Genomic DNA, 18,246 nt, shown 5'->3' on the forward strand with positions numbered 1-18,246 from the left:
AAGTAGCTCCTTTTTTAATCAATAAAATTTATTCTAACAAATATGTTTTTCAAAAGGAAATGATTTCTTTAAACATTTTATCCATTTCTGGTGATAAGAACTTACTTAAATGAAAAAAATAAGGTGGAAAGGAGTGAGCAGGTTGAGTAAATCTCAAAGTCAGCAAGAACGAGAATGGACAGTTCGTAAACAAGATCAGAATCCTCATGGTAAGGTCAAGTCTTTAAAGCAGATTTCTAAAGAAACTGACAAAGGAAGATAAACATAAAAAATCTCGCCGTTTGGCGAGATATCTCTAATTAAAAATAGAAATGGCAGTAAATCACTGCCGTTTCTACCAATCTATTACTTAATAAGCGCTTTCTTTTACCACTTTATAGTTTTTATGATTTACAACTGTCCGCTGATCCAATTCAAGATCACGGTAATTATCCATAATTGTTAGGTCGACTATAACAGAGTTTTCATTTACCTTTTCAACTATCCCTTGGAGGCCACCGCGAAATTCAATGATATTTCCTACTTCTGCTTTTCTCATTAGTCTCTCTCCTTTACCCTCAAAAACTATTAATAAAGTGTTTATATAACAGTTTGCACTATCTTTTACAATTCGTAAAGGCTTTTATTTGACAATTATGTTAATTCTTTTGGAATATTATAGTATATGAAGGGGATTTCAGAAAAAGAATAGCAAACGCTTACAAAATCTAAGTGGAGATTAGGACTTATTTCCATTAAAATATAGATGAAAAGGTGGTGCGTTTTAATGAAAGAAGAATTGGTTACAGAAATATTAGATAAACTTATGACAGGGGAAATTTCTGAGTATTTTGTGAACAATGAAGATTTTATGGATTTTAGAAGGGTAATAGTGAAGAGAAAGGATTTTAAACATTTCCGTGGAATTGGCCAGCGGGGCGGAGATGTCCTTTATCAATATCTTAAAGAACCAAGAAGTTAATGATTTCTAAGGAACCGCTTATTAAAAAGTCTGGCTTAAAAGGCGGAGGTTATTATGTTGAATATCGCACGGATGACGCCCACTTAACAATAGAGGTACTAAGAGCGGCATTTGAAAAGGGGACACTAGCTTGTAACTATACTAAAATAATTCAGCTTGAATATAAAAATAATAAAATTGACGGGATTGTGGCAGAGGATCAAATAAGGGTGAATTTTCAACATTGATCCTGTTTTTTATTTGATATTGATTCAGTAAATAAGTGGAAAAAACAGGTTATCGATTATATGGAAATGAGGTTTAACTGGACAGAACAGGATAACTACAGCCATTCCTTAGCACTTGAAGAGGCATTAAAAGAGGCAGAATTTCCTGTAGATGGTGATAATAGTTAGGCGATAATCACAGCTGTCCGTGCTAAGACAGCTTTTTCTTTTCATAGTATATTTTTTGAAATTTGACGGAAGTTTTTGACAGAATTCAACTGTTTTTGACAGTTTTGTGAACATTTCAAAATCCTAAACATTAGTAGTTGTCTGATAATGTCGAAAATGTTATTCTATCATGTATAAAATAACTGCTTAGCCAAAGTAAAAATACTGTATGATTGTTTTTATATTTGGAAAAATAAGCGAAAATGAACTAATTATATTTACTGGTCGTTTAGTTTCCTAGTTGACTAAACGATTAGAAATGTTTATTTTTAATTAGGCAAGTTTTATTCTTACTATTTATTTAAAGGAGTTTGATTAGCATGGCAGAAAAACAATTTAAAGTAGTTGCAGAAACAGGTATCCACGCGCGACCAGCGACTTTATTAGTACAAACAGCTAGCAGATTTGATTCAGAAATTAATTTAGAATATAAAGGTAAAACCGTTAATCTAAAATCTATTATGGGTGTTATGTCTTTAGGTGTAGGCCAAGGTGCAGATATCAAAATTTCTGCTGAAGGCAATGATGCAAATGATGCATTACAAGCATTAGAAGATACAATGAAAAAAGAAGGATTGGCAGAATAATGACTTTTTTAAAGGGTATTGCTGCATCAAACGGTATTGCAATCGCGAAGGCATACCGTCTTGTTGAACCGGATTTATCGTTTGAAAAAAATTCAGTTGAAGATGTTAAGCTTGAGGTTGAACGATTCCGAAAGGCAATGGAAGTATCAAAATCTGAACTGGAAGCAATTCGTGACAAAGCACAAGTAGACCTTGGCGCAGATAAAGCAGCGATTTTTGAAGCACACCTTCTTGTTCTTGGCGATCCAGAGTTAAATGCACCAATTGAAGATAAGATCCAATCAGACAAAGTAAATGCAGAGTTTGCTTTGAAAGAAACTGCCGATATGTTCGTAATGATGTTCGAACAAATGGATAATGAATATATGAAAGAACGGGCAGCAGATATTCGTGATGTTACAAAGCGTGTATTAGCCCATTTGTTAGGCGTTCAGCTTGTTAACCCAAGTATGATTGCTGAAGAAGTTATTATTGTTGCAGAGGATTTAACTCCTTCTGACACAGCCCAATTAAACCGTAATTTTGTTAAAGGATTTACGACGAATATTGGCGGACGTACATCACATTCAGCTATAATGGCTCGTTCCATGGAAATTCCAGCTGTAGTAGGTACAAAAACTGCAACAGAGGAAATTAACAATGGTGACCTTGTTATTGTTGATGGTCTAAAAGGGGAAGTACATATTAATCCAACCCCAGAATTAGTAGAGCAATATCGTAAAATCCATGAAGAATATGAAGCTCAAAAAGCTGAATGGGCAAAGCTTGTGAATGAACCAACAATCTCTGCAGATGGACACCATGCTGAATTGGCTGCTAATATTGGTACACCTAACGATTTAAAAGGTGTTATTGAAAATGGCGGCGAAGGTGTTGGCTTGTATCGAACAGAATTCCTTTATATGGGTCGTGACCAGCTTCCAACTGAAGAAGAACAGTTCGAGTCCTATAAAGCTGTACTAGAAGGAATGGCTGGTAAGCCAGTAGTAGTTCGTACATTGGATATCGGTGGGGATAAAGAATTACCTTATTTAGACCTGCCAAAAGAGATGAACCCATTCTTAGGTTTCCGGGCAATTCGTTTATGCTTGGAAGAACAAGATCTTTTCCGTACACAGCTTCGCGCACTATTACGTGCTAGCAGTTACGGTAACTTAAAGATTATGTTCCCTATGATTGCAACGTTAGATGAGTTCCGTTCAGCGAAAGCTATCCTTGAAGAAGAAAAAGCAAAGCTTATTTCAGAAGGTCAAACTGTAGCTGAAAAAATTGAACTTGGAATCATGGTAGAAATTCCTTCTACTGCCATTCTAGCGGACCAATTCGCTAAAGAAGTAGATTTCTTCAGTATTGGAACAAATGATTTAATTCAGTACACTATGGCAGCTGACCGTATGAATCAGCGTGTATCCTACCTATATCAGCCATACAGCCCATCAATCCTAAGATTAGTTAAAATGGTTATTGATGCAGCGCACGCTGAAGGAAAATGGACAGGCATGTGCGGTGAAATGGCTGGTGATGAAACTGCTATTCCAGTCCTTCTTGGTTTAGGCCTTGATGAATTTTCGATGAGTGCAACTTCTATCCTGAAGGCTCGTTCTCTCATTCGGAACTTGAAAAAATCTGATATGGAAAGACTGGCACAAGAAGTATTAAACATGCAAACAACGGATCAAGTAATTGAAGCCGTTAATAATGCGATAAAATAAATAAATTTATGAAAAGACCAACTAGTGTTTAGTTGGTCTTTTTTGTACTCGTTTCGGAAATTATAAAATTTTTTTCGCTGTGGATAATATTGTTCGAATTCCTTACTCTCTTGATACAAACGAATAAAGTAAAGATTAACAATGAATTTGCCGAAATTGGCAAATTCCTTTTTTTGATTATTATTTGCTATTTTGATTCATACTAAAATGACATGAAAATCAACATGAAAGGTGAATGAAAATGGCTAAAGTTTTGTATATTACAGCACACCCGCATGACGAAACACAGTCCTATAGTATGGCAGTAGGGAAAGCATTTATCGACGAATATAGACAGGTCAACCAGAATGATGAAATTGTCCATATAGATCTTTATAAAGAAAATATTCCGCATATCGATGCTGATGTCTTCAGCGGCTGGGGTAAGCTTCGTTCTGGACAAGGATTTGAGACTCTTTCTGCTGATGAAAAAGCAAAGGTTGGAAGGTTGAATGAACTTAGTGATCAGTTTGTATCAGCCGACAAATATGTATTTGTTACCCCACTTTGGAATTTCTCTTTTCCACCTATTATGAAAGCTTACCTCGATTCTGTTGCGGTTGCAGGAAAAACATTTAAATATACTGAAAAGGGACCTGTGGGACTATTACCGGATAAAAAGGCATTACACATCCAGGCACGTGGCGGTTTCTATTCAGAAGGGCCAGCAGCACAACTGGAAATGGGTCATCGCTACATTGGCGTTATGATGGGTTTCTTTGGTGTTCCAAGTCTAGAAGGGGTATTTGTCGAGGGGCACAACGCCATGCCGGAAAAGGCTCAGGAAATAAAAGAGAATGCGATTGCGAGAGCCAAGGATTTAGCCCATACATTTTAATCTAATTTTTGAAATGAGACAGAAAAACTGTCTCATTTTTTTAATTGCTTTTCCAAGAGTTCCCTCTTAATTATCTTGTATAATAAAAAATAGATGAGACTAAAAAGGAGGACGATTGATTATGGATTTACGATTAACTGGGAAAACGGCGCTTGTTACTGCTTCCAGCCAAGAGTTAGAATTTGCCATTGCGGAGCGGCTTGTTTGGGAAGGGGCGAATGTTATGACTTTCGGCCGTATAATAATGGCGGTATGGTAAAAGAAATTTAATCGCTCTATTTTTCATAAATTAACCTTTCTTAACGTTTATTACCAATGTATTATGGCCAAGGTAAGAATAAAAGGGAGTGTTATGGATGAACAAGAAATTCCGAATAATAGGTACCTTAATCATAGGAATCGTTTGTATTGGATACTTAAGTGGATGCACTTTACTTTATTCAAATGAATTAATTGTTAACCGCTATGCCGATGCGTTATTGACAAAAAATAATGAGCTGCAATTCCGTTTCAGAATCAACAATGAAATATTAGATGGCCACCAATTATATAAGGTAAAGGTAACCATCCACGATGATAAACTTGCTCGAGCTATTGGTAAAAGGGAGATTATTTATGGTGAGGAGCAAGTCCGAAACGGTGATTATATAGAATCAAAAGGGAATCCTGAGAAATATATATTTATGGACCCGCTTCCGTTAAAAGAGGACCTCCATATACAGGAACTTCGAAATATGATAGAGAGAGATCAGGCTGTTTCGATTGAAGTATTTAATGATAAAGAAGTATTAGGTCGTGCTTATTTAACAAATTTCTCTTCTGAGTTATAAACATGTTTAATAATTATTCATATAGGACAATCTTAGTATGTGCATAAATTTGGAGATGGAGCACTAAGGCCGGACGTTCAACGTTCCGGTCTTATTTATGCATAAAAATGTTTGGACCTACTGAAAAATGTTAAAATGGAGAGAATTAGTAAGGGAGGATGAGTTATATTGTTAGTACCAGAAAATACAGTAATAGGTTTTATTGGAACAGGTGTAATGGGGAAAAGTATGGCAGGACATCTATTAAAAGCTGGATATCCTTTAGTCGTGTATTCTAGAACTAAGGAAAAAGCTAATGAATTATTAGAAAAAGGTGCCGTGTGGGCAGAAACCCCTATAGAAGTGGCGGAAAAGGCCAATGTGATTTTTACCATAGTTGGTTACCCGACAGATGTAGAGGAAATTTATTTAGGGGAGAACGGGTTAATTCCAAACGGTAAGGAAGGTAGTTTTTATATCGACATGACAACTTCATCACCTTCTCTAGCTGGCACTATTTATGAAGCAGCTAAAACGAAAGGGATTCAGGCCATTGACGCCCCTGTTTCTGGAGGAGATGTGGGTGCAAGGGAGGCAACGCTGTCGATCATGGTCGGTGGCGAAGAAGAGGCTTTTGAAGCGGTCAAACCTTTATTTGAGCTTATTGGAAATAATATAGTTTACCAGGGAAAGGCCGGGGCTGGTCAGCATACAAAAATGTCTAACCAAATTGCAATCGCATCAAATATGATAGGCGTTTGTGAAGCCATCATTTATGCAGAGAAGGCAGGTTTAAATCCTGAGAAGGTCTTAAAAAGCATATCCACTGGAGCTGCGGGAAGCTGGTCTCTTAGCAACCTTGCTCCAAGAATGTTAGCAGGGAATTTTGAACCTGGATTTTACATAAAACATTTCATTAAAGATATGAAAATTGCTTTAGCGGAGGCTGAGAGGATGGATCTTCCAGTGCCTGGCTTGTCGCTAGCTAAGTCATTGTATGAACAATTAGCGGAAATGGGAGAAGAAAACAGCGGTACCCATGCTCTTTATAAATATTGGAAGTCCTAATATCCCCAATTGGCCAAAATTTGGTTGAATAAATGAACCCCGACTTTAAGAAACTAATTCTTGATAGGAGGGATTATGATGGCAAAACGGACAAAAAAGAATGACCCGCAGCAAAAAAATAAAAAGGGCTTTGACTCTGCGGTATTAAATGAAGAATTTGCCCATGAAATGGGTTCTGCTGATACCAATAAAATTCACAAAGATAAAGCGAGAAAAGAAAAAGCTCCTAAGAATAACGGTAGGTATAAAGGCTAATAATACACAAAATAAACCCTCACAGTTAGTCCTGTGAGGGTTTTCTTTATACCCACTGTCTAAAGAAAGATTCCATTTTGTTGAGGCCTAGTTCTAAATTTGCCATCGAGCAGGCGAAGGATAATCGGAAGTAACCTTCGCCAAATTCCGAGAATGCACTGCCTGGAACGACTGCAACCTTGGTCTCATGAACAAGCTTCAGGGCAAAGTCAAAGCTATTTAATGAAATTGCGTCCGGTATTTTTACAAAGAAATAAAAAGCACCATCAGGCTTTACTACATCAAGTCCCATGCCTGTTAAGCGCATATAAACATACTCTCTTCTCTTGCTATATTCCTCTTTCATGACCTCGGCATCATTAATGCCAGCCGTCAAGGCCTCATACGCTGCTTTTTGGGCGATGGAATTGGCACATGACACATTATACTGGTGAACCTTTAAAATATGTTTGGTGAGGTATTCAGGTGCGAATAAAAAACCAATTCTCCAGCCTGTCATCGAGTGTGATTTTGATAATCCGTTAATGACAATCGTTTTATCCTTTATGAAGCTGGCTATTGAAGTATGTTTATGCTCAAAGGTAAGTTCACTATATATTTCATCTGCCAGTATAAAGATGTCCTTATCTTTTATAAACTCTGCTATTTCTTTTAATTCATTGCTAGATAAACTCACGCCTGTAGGATTAGATGGATAAGGCAGGACAATACAGCGTGTTTTGTCCGTAATATAAGGTTTCATCATTTCTAATGTAAACCGGAACTGATTGTTCCGTATATCGACATGCACAGGGACGGATCCCATCATCCGTATAATCGGTTCATAGCCCGGATAAATAGGGCCGGGTAATAAAACCTCCGATCCTTCTGAAAGAATCGTGCGGAAAGCAATATCGATGGCTTCACTAGCTCCCATCGTGACTATGACCTCTGATTCAGGTTGATAATGTAAATCATATTTTTTTTGTACAAATTGAGTTGCCGCTTTTCTTAATTCCAGTGTCCCAGCGTTATGTGTATAAGAGGTAAAATCCTCTTCAATGGCTTGAATTCCCGCTGCTTTTACATGGTTAGGAGTAGGAAAATCGGGCTGCCCGATTGTAAAGGAAATTAGGTCATCCAAATCTGCGACGAGATTAAAGAATTTTCTAATTCCGGAGATTTCAATGTTCTTAACTCTTTGATTGATTAAGTGTTCCATTATGTACTTCCTTCCGCCAAACAATTATTATCATGATTATAGACTATTTAAGGAGGAAGTTCTACAATTGAGTTATTGTATATGCCCTCAACAAAAAAACGGCATGAATTGTATTTCAATACCGTTTCTGGTATATTAGATATATTTTTGAATCAGTATCCGTATGCCCAGTCAATTTCATCCTCGTGCCAAAAAACAGGCGACACTGAACCAAAATCTACTGCTTTGTTATTTATTTGGCAGTTGCAATTCTTACAATCACACTGTTCTTTGATGTTTTCGAAAAAGGAATGTTCAACATCTTCAATAAACGTAATATTCCGTTCCTGAAAAAGGATAGCCGTTCCCTTCATTGTAAAGCACCTCTTTATTAGTTTATCCTGCTTAATTCTTTTCCCGACATTATTATAGTTCTGAATCACTTTGAAGTCTATGTGTTGCAAGAGTTGTTCACAAAATTCTCAAGAAGATGTAGCAAAAATAAGAAATCGCTTACACTAAGAGAGCAGAAGCGCCTGTAATAGTCCAGAAGTCAAAAAAGCCAGGAACGGAACCTTCCTGGCTTTGATTTCAGATGATTAGTAGCGTTCGCCTAACTTTTTGAAAATAGGTTTTTGGTAGGTTCGTTGTTTATTTCGTGGGTAAGAAGGCTTATTCTCCAGTTCAGCAATTCCTGTATAGGATTGTAATAGGGCTTTAGCTGCGCTAAGGGAGATATGGGCCTTGGGATTTCTAACACTACCATCTAGTTTTCCGAGATGGGGAAGTTCCTGGAAATCTGATTTTGTGGGAGGAATATGAAATGTATATTTTCCACATTCCACTAGTACATCGGATTGCTGCTGGCTATTTCGTGGATGATCAGAAAAATGGAGGCCAACCTTTCTAGCTTTTCCTTCAACAATCAATTTTTTTAATGATTCCTGTTTTAATTTGTATAAAAATTTGGGGTTAACGGCTGTTTTTGCATGGCGATTCACGATAAAGACAGCTTGGGAGAGGTTTTCTATAGTTAGATTTAATTTGGTTCGAGGATAACTCTGATCGTGATTCAACATATGGGCTCCTTTCTTCTTTTACATATATATTATATCTTTTTTTCAGGAAAATAGAAATAAGTTGAAGATATTTTCCAGCTTTGCGTCCGGATTTACTTTTAAAGAAAATGGAATAGGCAGATTCTTAAGTAAACGAAGACGATCTAAGTATAAATATCGTAAGCTCAGGTTTAGCCATAAACCGAAATGGTAATCGGGTTGTTCCTATTCCTCTATTAACATATAGGTTTAAGGGATATTTACCTTCAATCTTATAGAGGCCCTCTGGATACCTTTGTGCAAAAGGAGGCATAATTAGTGCCCCTAGTATCGGCAGTTTAACTTGTCCACCATGACTGTGTCCACTAAGCTGCCAATGAATTGGATATTGTGCAGCAGTTTCCGCAAGGTCTGGAGCATGGGATAACAATAAATTGAAGTGATTGTTTGGAACATTTTTTAAGGCCAGTGGCAAGTCAGGGTTACCCAGCATAGCATCATCGATTCCTACCAGAAAAAAGCTGCTCCTATCTTTTAATTCAATTTTAACAGACTGGTTCAAAAGTACTTTAAAGTTGGTAGATTCCATGATATTACGGTATATTTCTGACCCATAGCCGCCGTGATCATGGTTGCCAAAAATACAATACTTCCCTAGTGGTGCATGTAATTTGGTTAAAATGGGAATCAAATCATTTAATTTGGTATATTTGTTTGGTTCGTCCATTAAATCCCCAGTAAATAAAATAATGTCTGGTTTTAATTGATTGATTTTGGTCACTAATTTTTTAAATTGCGATAAATCGTATTGAAAGCCAAGATGAGTATCACTAAATTGAATAATCCTTAATCCTTCAAGACCTTTTGGAATTAAGGGATGTTTGATCTCCAATTCATTTAATTCTAACAGGGACGGCTCAATACGATTGGCATAGTAATAACCCCCTGAACTTAATCCGAGAACCGTCAGGAAAGAACCCATTACCTTTTTTAAAAACGTCCTTCTCGTTTGCTTTCTAACCATAATTTCAACCATCCTGCCTTTTATACTAGCCTCAATAGTTATCTCTGTACAATAAAAAGGTTATTTGTAAGTGTTTATTCAAAAAAGGAGAAAAAATGCTAAAAAAGCAGTCAAAAAAGACTGCTTTCTACTTATAACTAACCGCACGTGATTGCAATGCTTTCCATGATCTAATAAATTGTTCTTTATTAACCCGTACTTGTTTTCGTCCCGACAAAGGGTCATTCAGAAATACATAATTTGAATCATATCCTACTAGGACCACTGCGTGCAAATCAAGCGGTGTTTTGATGAATTGCTTTCCATGATACCAGCTTTCCCAGCGATCTGGAAGGCGGTAATCTCCGGTCGTCCAAACCACCACTGGATACCCTGAAGAAACATGCGCTAATACACGGTCAAATGGCAGATTTGTTAAATTTACAGCTCTCCCTGGAAGTTTTTGATTGATTAAAGCAACCATAGGTCTATCAAATACGGCATATCCTGCCCGTCTTCCTGTCATGTCACCGACAAATCCGTCAGCAGGGTTCCCCCAGCGTAAAATATTTCCACTTGCCGACTTAATAAGGGGGTCCGGATCCTTTTGAATTCTTCGGTACAAATCCATTTTATCTGTTTTAACTCCAGCATAATTTAAAACCATCGCCAAACTGGTCACTTCACAGCCATATCTTAATTCTGGATTTTGTTTAATTAACATGACATTTAGCAATGTAGACTGCTTTCTTGGAGTGGTACTAACGGAATGATTAACTTTTTGCTGACCTTCAACATTCGCTACCTGCTCCTTAATATCCTTAATGGAGTAAGATTTACTGTCTATCTTATTACGTAATATTTCCTGGTTACTATTTCTAGTTATGTTGGAAGAACCTGTGATTTTTGCCTTCTCTGAAACTTGCTGGTTTGAAATGGTATTCGAGTGACTGCAGCCAAACATTGTCAGTAAAGATGCTAATAAACATAGGCTTTTCACAAAACTACCTCCTTTATGGAAGCCATGAATATAGGTTATGATTGTATCATCGATGCTATAATGGTATCCTTTTGGAAAAGAACGAGAAGCGGAAATGAAGCGTATCGTATAATGAGAAAAATTATATGGAGGAAATCGGATGGATGCATTGGAAATATTATCGGATCTTGAAAATGTCTTTCCTTATTTTCAACCGATATTTAATGCGGATGAGCAGAGCGTTATAGCATACGAAGTATTGGGGCGATATCAATCAAATGGAAATGTCATTAGTCTGGGAGCTTTTTTTCATGATGATCAAATTCCGGATGAATATAAATACGAAGTGGACCTAATAGTCGTTAAAAAGGCACTCGAAAAGGCGTTGAATCTTGACGATGATGTCCTAATCTTTTTAAACCGAAATGCAGAGTTATTAATGTATGGACATGGGGAACCATTTTTACAAGAACTTTTAGAGTTTGAAAAAAAGGGATTGAGTTTAAAAAGGATAATTTTGGAAATTTCTGATCGAAATTATCAAGGGGATTTAGATCAATTCGATCATCTCCTCCAATATTATCGAACATATGGGTTAAAGATTGCGATGGCAAGTATTGGCGACGAAAGTCACTACTTTGAGCGGATTGGACAACTTGAGCCTGATATTTTAAAAATAAATCTTCAAGCTTTAAAATCAACAGCTATTGGTGTGAATTTTACTGACGTCTTGTTCTCCCTATCACTCTTGGCAAGGAAAATAGGGGCCACTCTTCTTTTTGAGAATATTGAAATGAGTTATCAGCTTCAGTTTGCATGGAAAAATGGCGGACATTATTATCAAGGTTTTTACTTACATTCTCCCACTGAGGAATTTATTAATCGGGATCTCCTCAAGTATCGCTTAAAGGAGAAATTTCATGATTTCATTGCTTATGAGAAGCGGAAATTAGAAGCTGTCTATACCACGGCCGAGTATTTTCAAACAATGGTTCAGGATATTGTGAACAAAAATAAAAAGGCGAGTTATGAAGCGTTATTTCAAGCGTTAATTAAGGAAATGGATGATATAGCTTTTCGGATGTATGTATGTGATGAGGATGGATTTCAAAAATCTGCTAATATTTTTAAAGGGGAAAATGGCTGGACGACACAATCCGTATACTTAAATAAAAATTGGAGCTGGAGACCGTATTTTTTGGAAAATATTATCAAGATGCGGCATGAACAAAAAGGAAGATTATCCGATTTGTATGGTGATATTGAAACAGGCGAAACGATTCGTACCTTTTCTTTCCCAATGAACGAACACGATTATCTATTTATTGATATTTCCTATCGATATTTATTTGAACATGACCAATTATTGTAAGCTCCCGAGAAGGTATAGATTGATTCCTGGAGTGGGATTTTATAAGTAACACTCATTAGAAGGAGTCTTGTTTATGAATCTTTTTGTCGATATCTTAGCCATCGTGATTATTGGAGTGCTTGCATTTTCCCTCCTTTATTCATTCTCAGTTGCGAGACAGCATAAGTCAGCCTCTGGTAACTTAGGTCATGATCAACAAATCTCTAAACCAGTTCAAAAAAATATTTATACAAGAAATCCAATATTCATAGCCTATGGAATCTTTTTTGCTTTACTATTGTTTATCATTCTTTTTTATGCCATCACATTTTATTGATAGGTCTCCTGTAAATGAGACCTATTTTTTCATGTTTTGTTAAAAAAATCATGATTTCTTCATTTTTACTTGGACAAATGGACTCTATTATTTTATTCTGTTAATATTGGCATAAAAATTTGGCTGTCAAATTTTGAAATCAATCGAGAAGGATAGAAAGATGCCAAATGCGAAACATAACTGTAGACAGTTTGTTTGTGTTAAAAGGAGGATAATTGTATGTCACAGCTACAAGGTATATTAACAAGGTTAAAAAACCTTCAGGAACAATCAACAAGTGGTGAGCCTGCACAACGTTATTTTGAAGTAAATGGTGAAAGAAAATGTCAGGTCACCTTTCATCCAAAAACTGAAACATTTGAATTGGAAATATATAACGAAAAGGAAAAGCCGAAAAGATACCAATTTGATAACATTGATATGATCACAATTGAAATCTTTGATTTAATTCAGTAGGAGCCTATCATGGTTCCTTTTTTCTATGGAAAACGGTTTTAAAATTAACGCGGACTCCTGGAAACTGTGATAGAATAAGTCTGTAGAAAAACATTTATTGAGGAGTATTCGACTTATGATTAGTCTTCCTAGTGGGGAATTTTTAGAATTAACAATTAAACAATTAATGGTACCTTCTGAGCGAGTTGCTCATGTGCAAATTGGAAATAATCTCGAACATGCCTTACTGGTATTAACGAAAAGTGGATATACTGCCATACCCGTCCTAGATCCACATTACAAGCTGCATGGGCTCATTAGTACTCCTATTATCATGGATTCCATTTTGGGGCTTGAACGGATAGAATTTGAGCAGCTTGAAAATAAGCGGGTAGAAGAGGTAATGAAAAGCTCTATTCCTCGAGTGGGAATTTCAGCATCTATTAGTCAGTGTTTAGATTTATTGGTAAATCATCCATTTCTTTGTGTTGAAAATGAAGAAGGTTTTTTTGAAGGAATTCTACCAAGAAGTACCGTATTAAATCAATTAAATAAAGTGGTCAAGAGGTTTAAGAAATAACCAATAGTTCTCTGCTCCCATTTGGGGGCTCTATTTTTTTAGGATGAGAGGTGTGCAATGAGTATTGATATTGAAGCGTTTGGAACTCCGAAAAAAAAGCAAACCAAAAAGTCACTAGTACTTGCTTCGGTAATGCTCGCTATGTTTATGGGGGCAATTGAAGCAACGATTGTTTCGACAGCAATGCCGGCTATTGTTGCGGATTTGGGTGGTTTTACCCTTTATAGCTGGGTCTTCTCTGCATACCTTTTAATGAACTCGGTTACTGTCCTCATTTATGGAAAACTATCTGATTTATTTGGCCGAAAACCAATTCTATCCATAGGCATAATAATCTTTTTAATTGGTTCTATTCTTTGTGGGCTTGCTGATTCCATGAAAACCCTAATTATTTTTCGGTTGATTCAGGGTTTTGGTGCAGGGGCTGTTACGCCAATCGCTACTACGATTGTAGGGGACATTTATACTACTGAGGAACGGGCCAAAATTCAGGGTTATCTCTCTAGCGTATGGGGGATATCAGCCATTACGGGACCCGCTGTCGGCGGTTTACTTGTTCAATATGTAAGCTGGCATTATGTGTTTTGGATTAATATTCCTCTTGGACTCCTATCATTGGTTGGACTTTGGTTATTCCTGCATGAAGACGTTGTAAAGAAAAGGCATGAGATAGATTATTTAGGTGCGATTCTTTTATCAGCTACTATCTCATCACTCATGTTTATTCTTATTGAAGGCGGGAGCAACTGGTCATGGGGGTCATGGCAGTTGATAGGGCTGCTGAGCATTACATTCTTAGCTTTAATAGCTTTTGTTTTTCAAGAAGGAAGAGCAACTGAACCAGTTATGCCGTTTTCCATCTGGAAGGAACGATCCATTTTTGTTGCAAATATGACATCCTTGACATCTGGTATTATTTTAATTGGGATATCAAGTTTTTTACCAACCTTTGTTCAAGGTGTGATGGAACAAACACCAATTGTGGCAGGGTTTACATTAACAACCATGTCAATCGGCTGGCCGATTGCCTCTACTCTTTCTGGAAAGATGTTAATTAGCATGGGGTATCGAATGACTTCCATTATCGGGGGCGGCTTTTTAGTACTGGGCAGTGTGGTTTTTGTAACTATGTCGGCTTCGGCAGGACCTGTTTGGGCGGCTGTCGGCTCTTTCCTTGTAGGTGCTGGAATGGGCTTTACTTCCACCGCCTTTATCGTTTCTATTCAAAGTACCGTAGAATGGCAGCAAAGAGGAATTGCGACGGCGGCCAATATGTTTATGCGGAATTTAGGGAATACCATTGGTGCAGCATTGCTAGGGGGTATCCTGAATAACCGTATGGCTCATTTCTTTACTGAGAATAACAAGTCTTTAACCGTTGATGATGCCAATAAGCTTTTAAAGGTTGCTGAACGAAATCAATTGACTGTCTCTGTGAAAAGGATTTTGCAGGAAGGGCTGACCTTCTCTTTACACTCTGTTTATTATGTTGTATTGACCTTTGCCATTATCAGTATGCTGCTAATATTATTTATTCCTAAAAAGGAAATGGAATCATAGTCTTTCACAATCACAAATTAAGTAATTCAACAAAAATAGTAAAGAGGTTTTGACTTTGTCTTCCATATCAGAATTTCAGTTATTATCGGTTTTAGCTCAGGAAATGAATATGAGAAAGGCTTCAGAGCGGCTGTTTGTCTCCCAGCCCGCTCTTTCGCAACGATTACAAACGATTGAAAAGGAATGGGGAACCAAGCTATTCATCCGCTCACAAAAGGGGTTATCCCTAACGCCGGCCGGTGAGCATGTAATTGACTTTGTCAACGAAATTTTAACAAAACAGGAGAAGGTCCGTGAAACGATCGATTCTCTTCATGAAGGTGTTTCCGGTACATTAAAAATTGCCGTTGCATCAATCGTAGGCCAGAATTGGCTTCCAGAGGTTTTAAAGAAATTCATTGATAAATACCCACAAGTGAAAATCTCCTTAGTAACAGGCTGGAGCAGTGAAATTCTAAAATGTTTGTATGATGATCAGGTACATATTGGAATTATCCGCGGGACTCCGGATTGGAAAGGGGTAAAGGTACACCTTTTTAATGACCCGCTCTATCTTGTCGACCGGGAAATTACCAAACCGGAGCAAGTTTTAAAGACTGATCGTCCATTTATCCAATTTAAAAGCGATTCTAACTATTATCAAGAAATCCAAGACTGGTGGATGAGAAATTATAAAACATCACCAAAAAGAACTGTAGTGGTGGATCAAATAGAAACATGCAAACAGATGGCCTTCAATGGCATTGGTTACGCCATATTGCCATCCATTACACTTAGGAAAGCGGACCGGGATATTTTTAAAATACCTTTAGTTGATGAAAATAATGTACCACTTAAACGAGATACTTGGTTATTAGGGTATGAATCTGCATTCCAACTAAAACAAGTTGATGCATTTATGGAACTGATTAAAGAATATATCGCCGAATCTTCAGAAGAATAAGGTTGTTTTTTCTTGTTTTCAGTTCTTTTGTTTGTTAAAGTATTTTTTAGTACATGATTAGGGGGCAAGTTAGAAAAATGGATGCACATGAAATTATTGCTTTTATTGCAAATAGTAAAAAATCTACACCTGTGAAGGTTTATTTGAAGGGTGACTTAGAAGGTATTGATTTTGGAAACGATGCAAAAACATTTATTAATGGAAATACCGGTGTTGTCTTTGGTGAATGGGCTGAAATTAATGCAGCATTAGAAGCTAACAAAGGTAAAATTGAGGATTTCGTGGTCGAAAATGACCGTCGTAATTCAGCCATTCCGTTGTTAGACACAAAGCACATTAATGCGCGAATCGAGCCAGGTGTCACTATTCGTGACCAGGTAGAAATTGGGGATAATGCTGTCATTATGATGGGAGCAGTCATCAATATTGGTGCAGTTATCGGTGAAAAAACAATGATTGATATGGGTGTAGTTCTTGGCGGAAGAGCAACTGTCGGTAAGAACTGTCATATTGGAGCAGGAACGGTATTAGCTGGAGTAATTGAGCCGCCTTCCGCACAACCTGTTATTATTGAAGATGATGTTCTAATTGGTGCCAATGCAGTCGTGCTTGAAGGTGTAAAAGTTGGGAAAGGCTCTGTTGTTGCTGCAGGTGCAGTTGTAACGAAGGATGTTCCGCCCTATACAGTTGTTGCAGGTACACCAGCAAAAAAAATTAAAGATATTGATGAAAAAACAAAATCAAAAACAGAAATCATGCAAGAGCTTCGTCAATTATAGGCGGACAAGCATAAGAATGGTTTTTGATCGTGAAAGCGTGGACTTTAATCCACGCTTCTTTTATAGGGATAGAAAGGGTGATATCTAAATGAAATCATTAATCGAAATACGCAGGGATTTACATCAAATTCCGGAACTTGGTTTTCAAGAATTTAAAACTCAAAACTATCTAATATCAATTATAGATTCATTCCCACAAGAACGAATTTCTATGAAAAAGTGGAAAACGGGATTACTAATAAAGGTTCATGGACTAAATCCCTCAAAAACAATTGGATATAGAACAGACATTGATGGTCTGCCCATTACCGAAGAAACGGGTTTAGCCTTTTCCTCTTCACACGAAGCAAGGATGCATGCCTGCGGCCATGATTTCCATATGACGATTGCTTTAGGGGTTCTGTCTTACTTCATCCATAATCCTATTAATGATAATCTTCTGTTTGTGTTTCAACCAGCCGAAGAAGGACCTGGTGGAGCAGAACCAATGTTAAAATCGGAAGAAATGCAAGAATGGATGCCCGATTTAATATTTGCCCTTCATATTGCACCTGAATATCCTGTTGGAACCATTGCTCTAAAAGAAGGTTTATTATTTGCTAATACATCTGAATTGTTTATAGATCTAAAGGGGAAAGGCGGGCACGCTGCCTACCCGCATCAAACCAATGATATGGTAATTGCTGCCTGTTCTCTTGTTAACCAGCTACAAACGGTTATTTCTAGAAATGTTGATCCATTAGATAGTGCCGTAATAACGATTGGAAAAATAACTGGTGGTACAGTACAAAATATTATTGCCGAGAAGGCAAGACTTGAGGGAACCATCCGAACATTATCACCTGAAGCTATGAAAAAAGTGAAGCATCGAATCGAAGCGCTTGTTAAAGGGATTGAAACGGGGTATGAGTGTGAGACGGTAATAGACTATGGAGCAATGTATCATCAAGTTTACAATACTGAATCTGTTACAAGGGAATTTATTGATTATATTAGAAATAAAACCGATGTAACAGTAGTAGAATGTCGGGAGGCTATGACGGGTGAGGATTTTGGATATATGCTCAAAGAAATACCTGGATTAATGTTTTGGCTGGGCGTAGATTCACCGTTTGGACTTCATCATGCTAAACTTAATCCAAATGAAACGGCTATTGATGTAGCTGTAAGGGTTTTAACTAGTTATATTTCGTTTAAAGGCAATTAATAAAGGCTGACTGGAAAGTCATATTCCTTTGTTTAAATGGTTAATTATGTTAAAGTTAATCAGGAATTATGATACATATTGTCGTTTATTCTTGTGGAAATAGGAAAAACTGACTAAAGGGAATTTTAGAT

The 18,246-nt window shown here is 37.1% G+C and carries 24 protein-coding genes; 18 read left to right on the top strand and 6 right to left on the bottom strand.

Annotation, left to right across the window (positions count from 1 at the left end; translation table 11 throughout):
• Positions 1-142 precede the first annotated feature (142 nt).
• On the top strand, positions 143-262 hold the full coding sequence (locus AAHB15_RS02065; RefSeq protein ID WP_335575430.1) for a DUF6254 family protein: 120 nt from the start codon (positions 143-145) through the stop codon (positions 260-262).
• Between the two features lie 87 nt (positions 263-349).
• Here AAHB15_RS02065 and AAHB15_RS02070 read toward each other — a convergent pair whose 3' ends face one another.
• Positions 350-538, bottom strand: a complete 189-nt coding sequence (locus AAHB15_RS02070; RefSeq protein WP_098526935.1) for a YkvS family protein — start codon at positions 536-538, stop codon at positions 350-352.
• A gap of 228 nt (positions 539-766) precedes the next feature.
• Here AAHB15_RS02070 and AAHB15_RS02075 point away from each other — a divergent pair, with 228 nt between their 5' ends.
• The 9 genes from AAHB15_RS02075 (at position 767) to AAHB15_RS02115 (ending at position 6,703) form a co-directional block, all read left to right on the top strand.
• Positions 767-961, top strand: a complete 195-nt coding sequence (locus AAHB15_RS02075) for a hypothetical protein (RefSeq protein ID WP_335575418.1) — start codon at positions 767-769, stop codon at positions 959-961.
• Positions 961-1,188 carry a hypothetical protein gene (locus AAHB15_RS02080; RefSeq protein ID WP_420491227.1) on the top strand — a complete coding sequence of 76 codons (228 nt, stop codon included), beginning with the start codon at positions 961-963 and terminating at the stop codon, positions 1,186-1,188. Before AAHB15_RS02075 ends, AAHB15_RS02080 begins: the two co-directional genes overlap by 1 nt.
• Positions 1,189-1,715: 527 nt before the next feature.
• The gene (locus AAHB15_RS02085) at positions 1,716-1,982 is read left to right on the top strand and encodes a phosphocarrier protein HPr (RefSeq protein ID WP_098526938.1); all 267 of its coding nucleotides are present in this window, start codon (positions 1,716-1,718) and stop codon (positions 1,980-1,982) included.
• Positions 1,982-3,694 carry a phosphoenolpyruvate--protein phosphotransferase gene (gene ptsP / locus AAHB15_RS02090; protein WP_335575417.1) on the top strand — a complete coding sequence of 571 codons (1,713 nt, stop codon included), beginning with the start codon at positions 1,982-1,984 and terminating at the stop codon, positions 3,692-3,694. Before AAHB15_RS02085 ends, ptsP begins: the two co-directional genes overlap by 1 nt.
• Before the next feature lie 241 nt (positions 3,695-3,935).
• Entirely contained in the window at positions 3,936-4,571 is a 636-nt protein-coding gene (locus tag AAHB15_RS02095) for an FMN-dependent NADH-azoreductase (protein WP_335575416.1), read from the top strand.
• A 121-nt stretch (positions 4,572-4,692) separates the two neighbouring features.
• Positions 4,693-4,830: a hypothetical protein gene (locus tag AAHB15_RS02100; protein WP_420491226.1), complete on the top strand. Its 138-nt coding sequence runs from the start codon at positions 4,693-4,695 to the stop codon at positions 4,828-4,830.
• Between the two features lie 97 nt (positions 4,831-4,927).
• Positions 4,928-5,401: a hypothetical protein gene (locus AAHB15_RS02105; RefSeq protein ID WP_335575415.1), complete on the top strand. Its 474-nt coding sequence runs from the start codon at positions 4,928-4,930 to the stop codon at positions 5,399-5,401.
• Positions 5,402-5,569: 168 nt separating this feature from the next.
• Positions 5,570-6,448 (top strand): NAD(P)-dependent oxidoreductase, encoded by an 879-nt coding sequence (locus tag AAHB15_RS02110; RefSeq protein WP_342041674.1) that lies wholly within the window; start codon positions 5,570-5,572, stop codon positions 6,446-6,448.
• A gap of 75 nt (positions 6,449-6,523) precedes the next feature.
• Positions 6,524-6,703, top strand: a complete 180-nt coding sequence (locus AAHB15_RS02115) for a hypothetical protein (protein ID WP_342041890.1) — start codon at positions 6,524-6,526, stop codon at positions 6,701-6,703.
• 46 nt (positions 6,704-6,749) lie between these two features.
• On the opposite strand, the gene AAHB15_RS02120 is transcribed toward AAHB15_RS02115, so the two are convergent.
• The 5 genes from AAHB15_RS02120 to AAHB15_RS02140 all read right to left on the bottom strand — a co-directional run bounded on the left by AAHB15_RS02120 (position 6,750) and on the right by AAHB15_RS02140 (position 10,944).
• Complete coding sequence (locus AAHB15_RS02120) at positions 6,750-7,904, bottom strand: aminotransferase A (RefSeq protein ID WP_335575412.1); 1,155 nt, start codon at positions 7,902-7,904, stop codon at positions 6,750-6,752.
• A 152-nt stretch (positions 7,905-8,056) separates the two neighbouring features.
• Positions 8,057-8,257, bottom strand: coding sequence for a hypothetical protein (locus tag AAHB15_RS02125; protein ID WP_098526944.1), 201 nt, complete (start codon positions 8,255-8,257; stop codon positions 8,057-8,059).
• Between the two features lie 225 nt (positions 8,258-8,482).
• Positions 8,483-8,962 (bottom strand): YkyB family protein, encoded by a 480-nt coding sequence (locus AAHB15_RS02130; protein ID WP_342041675.1) that lies wholly within the window; start codon positions 8,960-8,962, stop codon positions 8,483-8,485.
• A 124-nt stretch (positions 8,963-9,086) separates the two neighbouring features.
• The gene (locus AAHB15_RS02135; RefSeq protein ID WP_342041676.1) at positions 9,087-9,965 is read right to left on the bottom strand and encodes a metallophosphoesterase; all 879 of its coding nucleotides are present in this window, start codon (positions 9,963-9,965) and stop codon (positions 9,087-9,089) included.
• Positions 9,966-10,092: 127 nt separating this feature from the next.
• A complete protein-coding gene (locus AAHB15_RS02140; protein WP_335575410.1) occupies positions 10,093-10,944 on the bottom strand; it encodes a C39 family peptidase in 852 nt (283 codons plus the stop codon).
• A 139-nt stretch (positions 10,945-11,083) separates the two neighbouring features.
• Here AAHB15_RS02140 and AAHB15_RS02145 point away from each other — a divergent pair, with 139 nt between their 5' ends.
• The 8 genes from AAHB15_RS02145 to AAHB15_RS02180 all read left to right on the top strand — a co-directional run bounded on the left by AAHB15_RS02145 (position 11,084) and on the right by AAHB15_RS02180 (position 18,115).
• On the top strand, positions 11,084-12,295 hold the full coding sequence (locus tag AAHB15_RS02145; protein WP_335575409.1) for an EAL-associated domain-containing protein: 1,212 nt from the start codon (positions 11,084-11,086) through the stop codon (positions 12,293-12,295).
• Between the two features lie 73 nt (positions 12,296-12,368).
• Positions 12,369-12,611, top strand: a complete 243-nt coding sequence (locus AAHB15_RS02150; RefSeq protein WP_342041677.1) for a hypothetical protein — start codon at positions 12,369-12,371, stop codon at positions 12,609-12,611.
• 219 nt (positions 12,612-12,830) lie between these two features.
• The gene (locus AAHB15_RS02155) at positions 12,831-13,067 is read left to right on the top strand and encodes a YkuJ family protein (RefSeq protein WP_098526949.1); all 237 of its coding nucleotides are present in this window, start codon (positions 12,831-12,833) and stop codon (positions 13,065-13,067) included.
• Positions 13,068-13,182: 115 nt separating this feature from the next.
• On the top strand, positions 13,183-13,626 hold the full coding sequence (gene cbpB / locus AAHB15_RS02160; RefSeq protein ID WP_098526950.1) for a cyclic-di-AMP-binding protein CbpB: 444 nt from the start codon (positions 13,183-13,185) through the stop codon (positions 13,624-13,626).
• Between the two features lie 57 nt (positions 13,627-13,683).
• Positions 13,684-15,186, top strand: a complete 1,503-nt coding sequence (locus tag AAHB15_RS02165) for an MDR family MFS transporter (protein WP_342041678.1) — start codon at positions 13,684-13,686, stop codon at positions 15,184-15,186.
• 55 nt (positions 15,187-15,241) lie between these two features.
• Positions 15,242-16,129, top strand: coding sequence for a LysR family transcriptional regulator (locus tag AAHB15_RS02170; protein WP_098526952.1), 888 nt, complete (start codon positions 15,242-15,244; stop codon positions 16,127-16,129).
• Positions 16,130-16,182: 53 nt separating this feature from the next.
• Entirely contained in the window at positions 16,183-16,908 is a 726-nt protein-coding gene (dapD, locus tag AAHB15_RS02175; RefSeq protein WP_098526953.1) for a 2,3,4,5-tetrahydropyridine-2,6-dicarboxylate N-acetyltransferase, read from the top strand.
• An 88-nt stretch (positions 16,909-16,996) separates the two neighbouring features.
• Positions 16,997-18,115 (top strand): N-acetyldiaminopimelate deacetylase, encoded by a 1,119-nt coding sequence (locus AAHB15_RS02180; protein ID WP_342041679.1) that lies wholly within the window; start codon positions 16,997-16,999, stop codon positions 18,113-18,115.
• The last annotated feature ends 131 nt before the right edge of the window (positions 18,116-18,246 follow it).

The organism is Bacillus sp. OTU2372, assembly GCF_038440275.1.
GTDB classification, from domain to species: Bacteria; Bacillota; Bacilli; order Bacillales; family Cytobacillaceae; genus Neobacillus; species Neobacillus bataviensis_B.

What these genes read in the sequence shown, in the direction of transcription:
- AAHB15_RS02070 (WP_098526935.1), bottom strand. Translation starts at nt 538, where the DNA reads ATGAGAAAAGCAGAAGTAGGAAATATCATTGAATTTCGCGGTGGCCTC.
- AAHB15_RS02075 (WP_335575418.1), top strand. Translation starts at nt 767, where the DNA reads ATGAAAGAAGAATTGGTTACAGAAATATTAGATAAACTTATGACAGGG.
- AAHB15_RS02080 (WP_420491227.1), top strand. Translation starts at nt 961, where the DNA reads ATGATTTCTAAGGAACCGCTTATTAAAAAGTCTGGCTTAAAAGGCGGA.
- AAHB15_RS02085 (WP_098526938.1), top strand. Translation starts at nt 1,716, where the DNA reads ATGGCAGAAAAACAATTTAAAGTAGTTGCAGAAACAGGTATCCACGCG.
- ptsP (WP_335575417.1), top strand. Translation starts at nt 1,982, where the DNA reads ATGACTTTTTTAAAGGGTATTGCTGCATCAAACGGTATTGCAATCGCG.
- AAHB15_RS02095 (WP_335575416.1), top strand. Translation starts at nt 3,936, where the DNA reads ATGGCTAAAGTTTTGTATATTACAGCACACCCGCATGACGAAACACAG.
- AAHB15_RS02100 (WP_420491226.1), top strand. Translation starts at nt 4,693, where the DNA reads ATGGATTTACGATTAACTGGGAAAACGGCGCTTGTTACTGCTTCCAGC.
- AAHB15_RS02105 (WP_335575415.1), top strand. Translation starts at nt 4,928, where the DNA reads ATGAACAAGAAATTCCGAATAATAGGTACCTTAATCATAGGAATCGTT.
- AAHB15_RS02115 (WP_342041890.1), top strand. Translation starts at nt 6,524, where the DNA reads ATGATGGCAAAACGGACAAAAAAGAATGACCCGCAGCAAAAAAATAAA.
- AAHB15_RS02120 (WP_335575412.1), bottom strand. Translation starts at nt 7,904, where the DNA reads ATGGAACACTTAATCAATCAAAGAGTTAAGAACATTGAAATCTCCGGA.
- AAHB15_RS02125 (WP_098526944.1), bottom strand. Translation starts at nt 8,257, where the DNA reads ATGAAGGGAACGGCTATCCTTTTTCAGGAACGGAATATTACGTTTATT.
- AAHB15_RS02130 (WP_342041675.1), bottom strand. Translation starts at nt 8,962, where the DNA reads ATGTTGAATCACGATCAGAGTTATCCTCGAACCAAATTAAATCTAACT.
- AAHB15_RS02135 (WP_342041676.1), bottom strand. Translation starts at nt 9,965, where the DNA reads ATGGTTAGAAAGCAAACGAGAAGGACGTTTTTAAAAAAGGTAATGGGT.
- AAHB15_RS02145 (WP_335575409.1), top strand. Translation starts at nt 11,084, where the DNA reads ATGGATGCATTGGAAATATTATCGGATCTTGAAAATGTCTTTCCTTAT.
- AAHB15_RS02150 (WP_342041677.1), top strand. Translation starts at nt 12,369, where the DNA reads ATGAATCTTTTTGTCGATATCTTAGCCATCGTGATTATTGGAGTGCTT.
- AAHB15_RS02155 (WP_098526949.1), top strand. Translation starts at nt 12,831, where the DNA reads ATGTCACAGCTACAAGGTATATTAACAAGGTTAAAAAACCTTCAGGAA.
- cbpB (WP_098526950.1), top strand. Translation starts at nt 13,183, where the DNA reads ATGATTAGTCTTCCTAGTGGGGAATTTTTAGAATTAACAATTAAACAA.
- AAHB15_RS02165 (WP_342041678.1), top strand. Translation starts at nt 13,684, where the DNA reads ATGAGTATTGATATTGAAGCGTTTGGAACTCCGAAAAAAAAGCAAACC.
- dapD (WP_098526953.1), top strand. Translation starts at nt 16,183, where the DNA reads ATGATTAGGGGGCAAGTTAGAAAAATGGATGCACATGAAATTATTGCT.
- AAHB15_RS02180 (WP_342041679.1), top strand. Translation starts at nt 16,997, where the DNA reads ATGAAATCATTAATCGAAATACGCAGGGATTTACATCAAATTCCGGAA.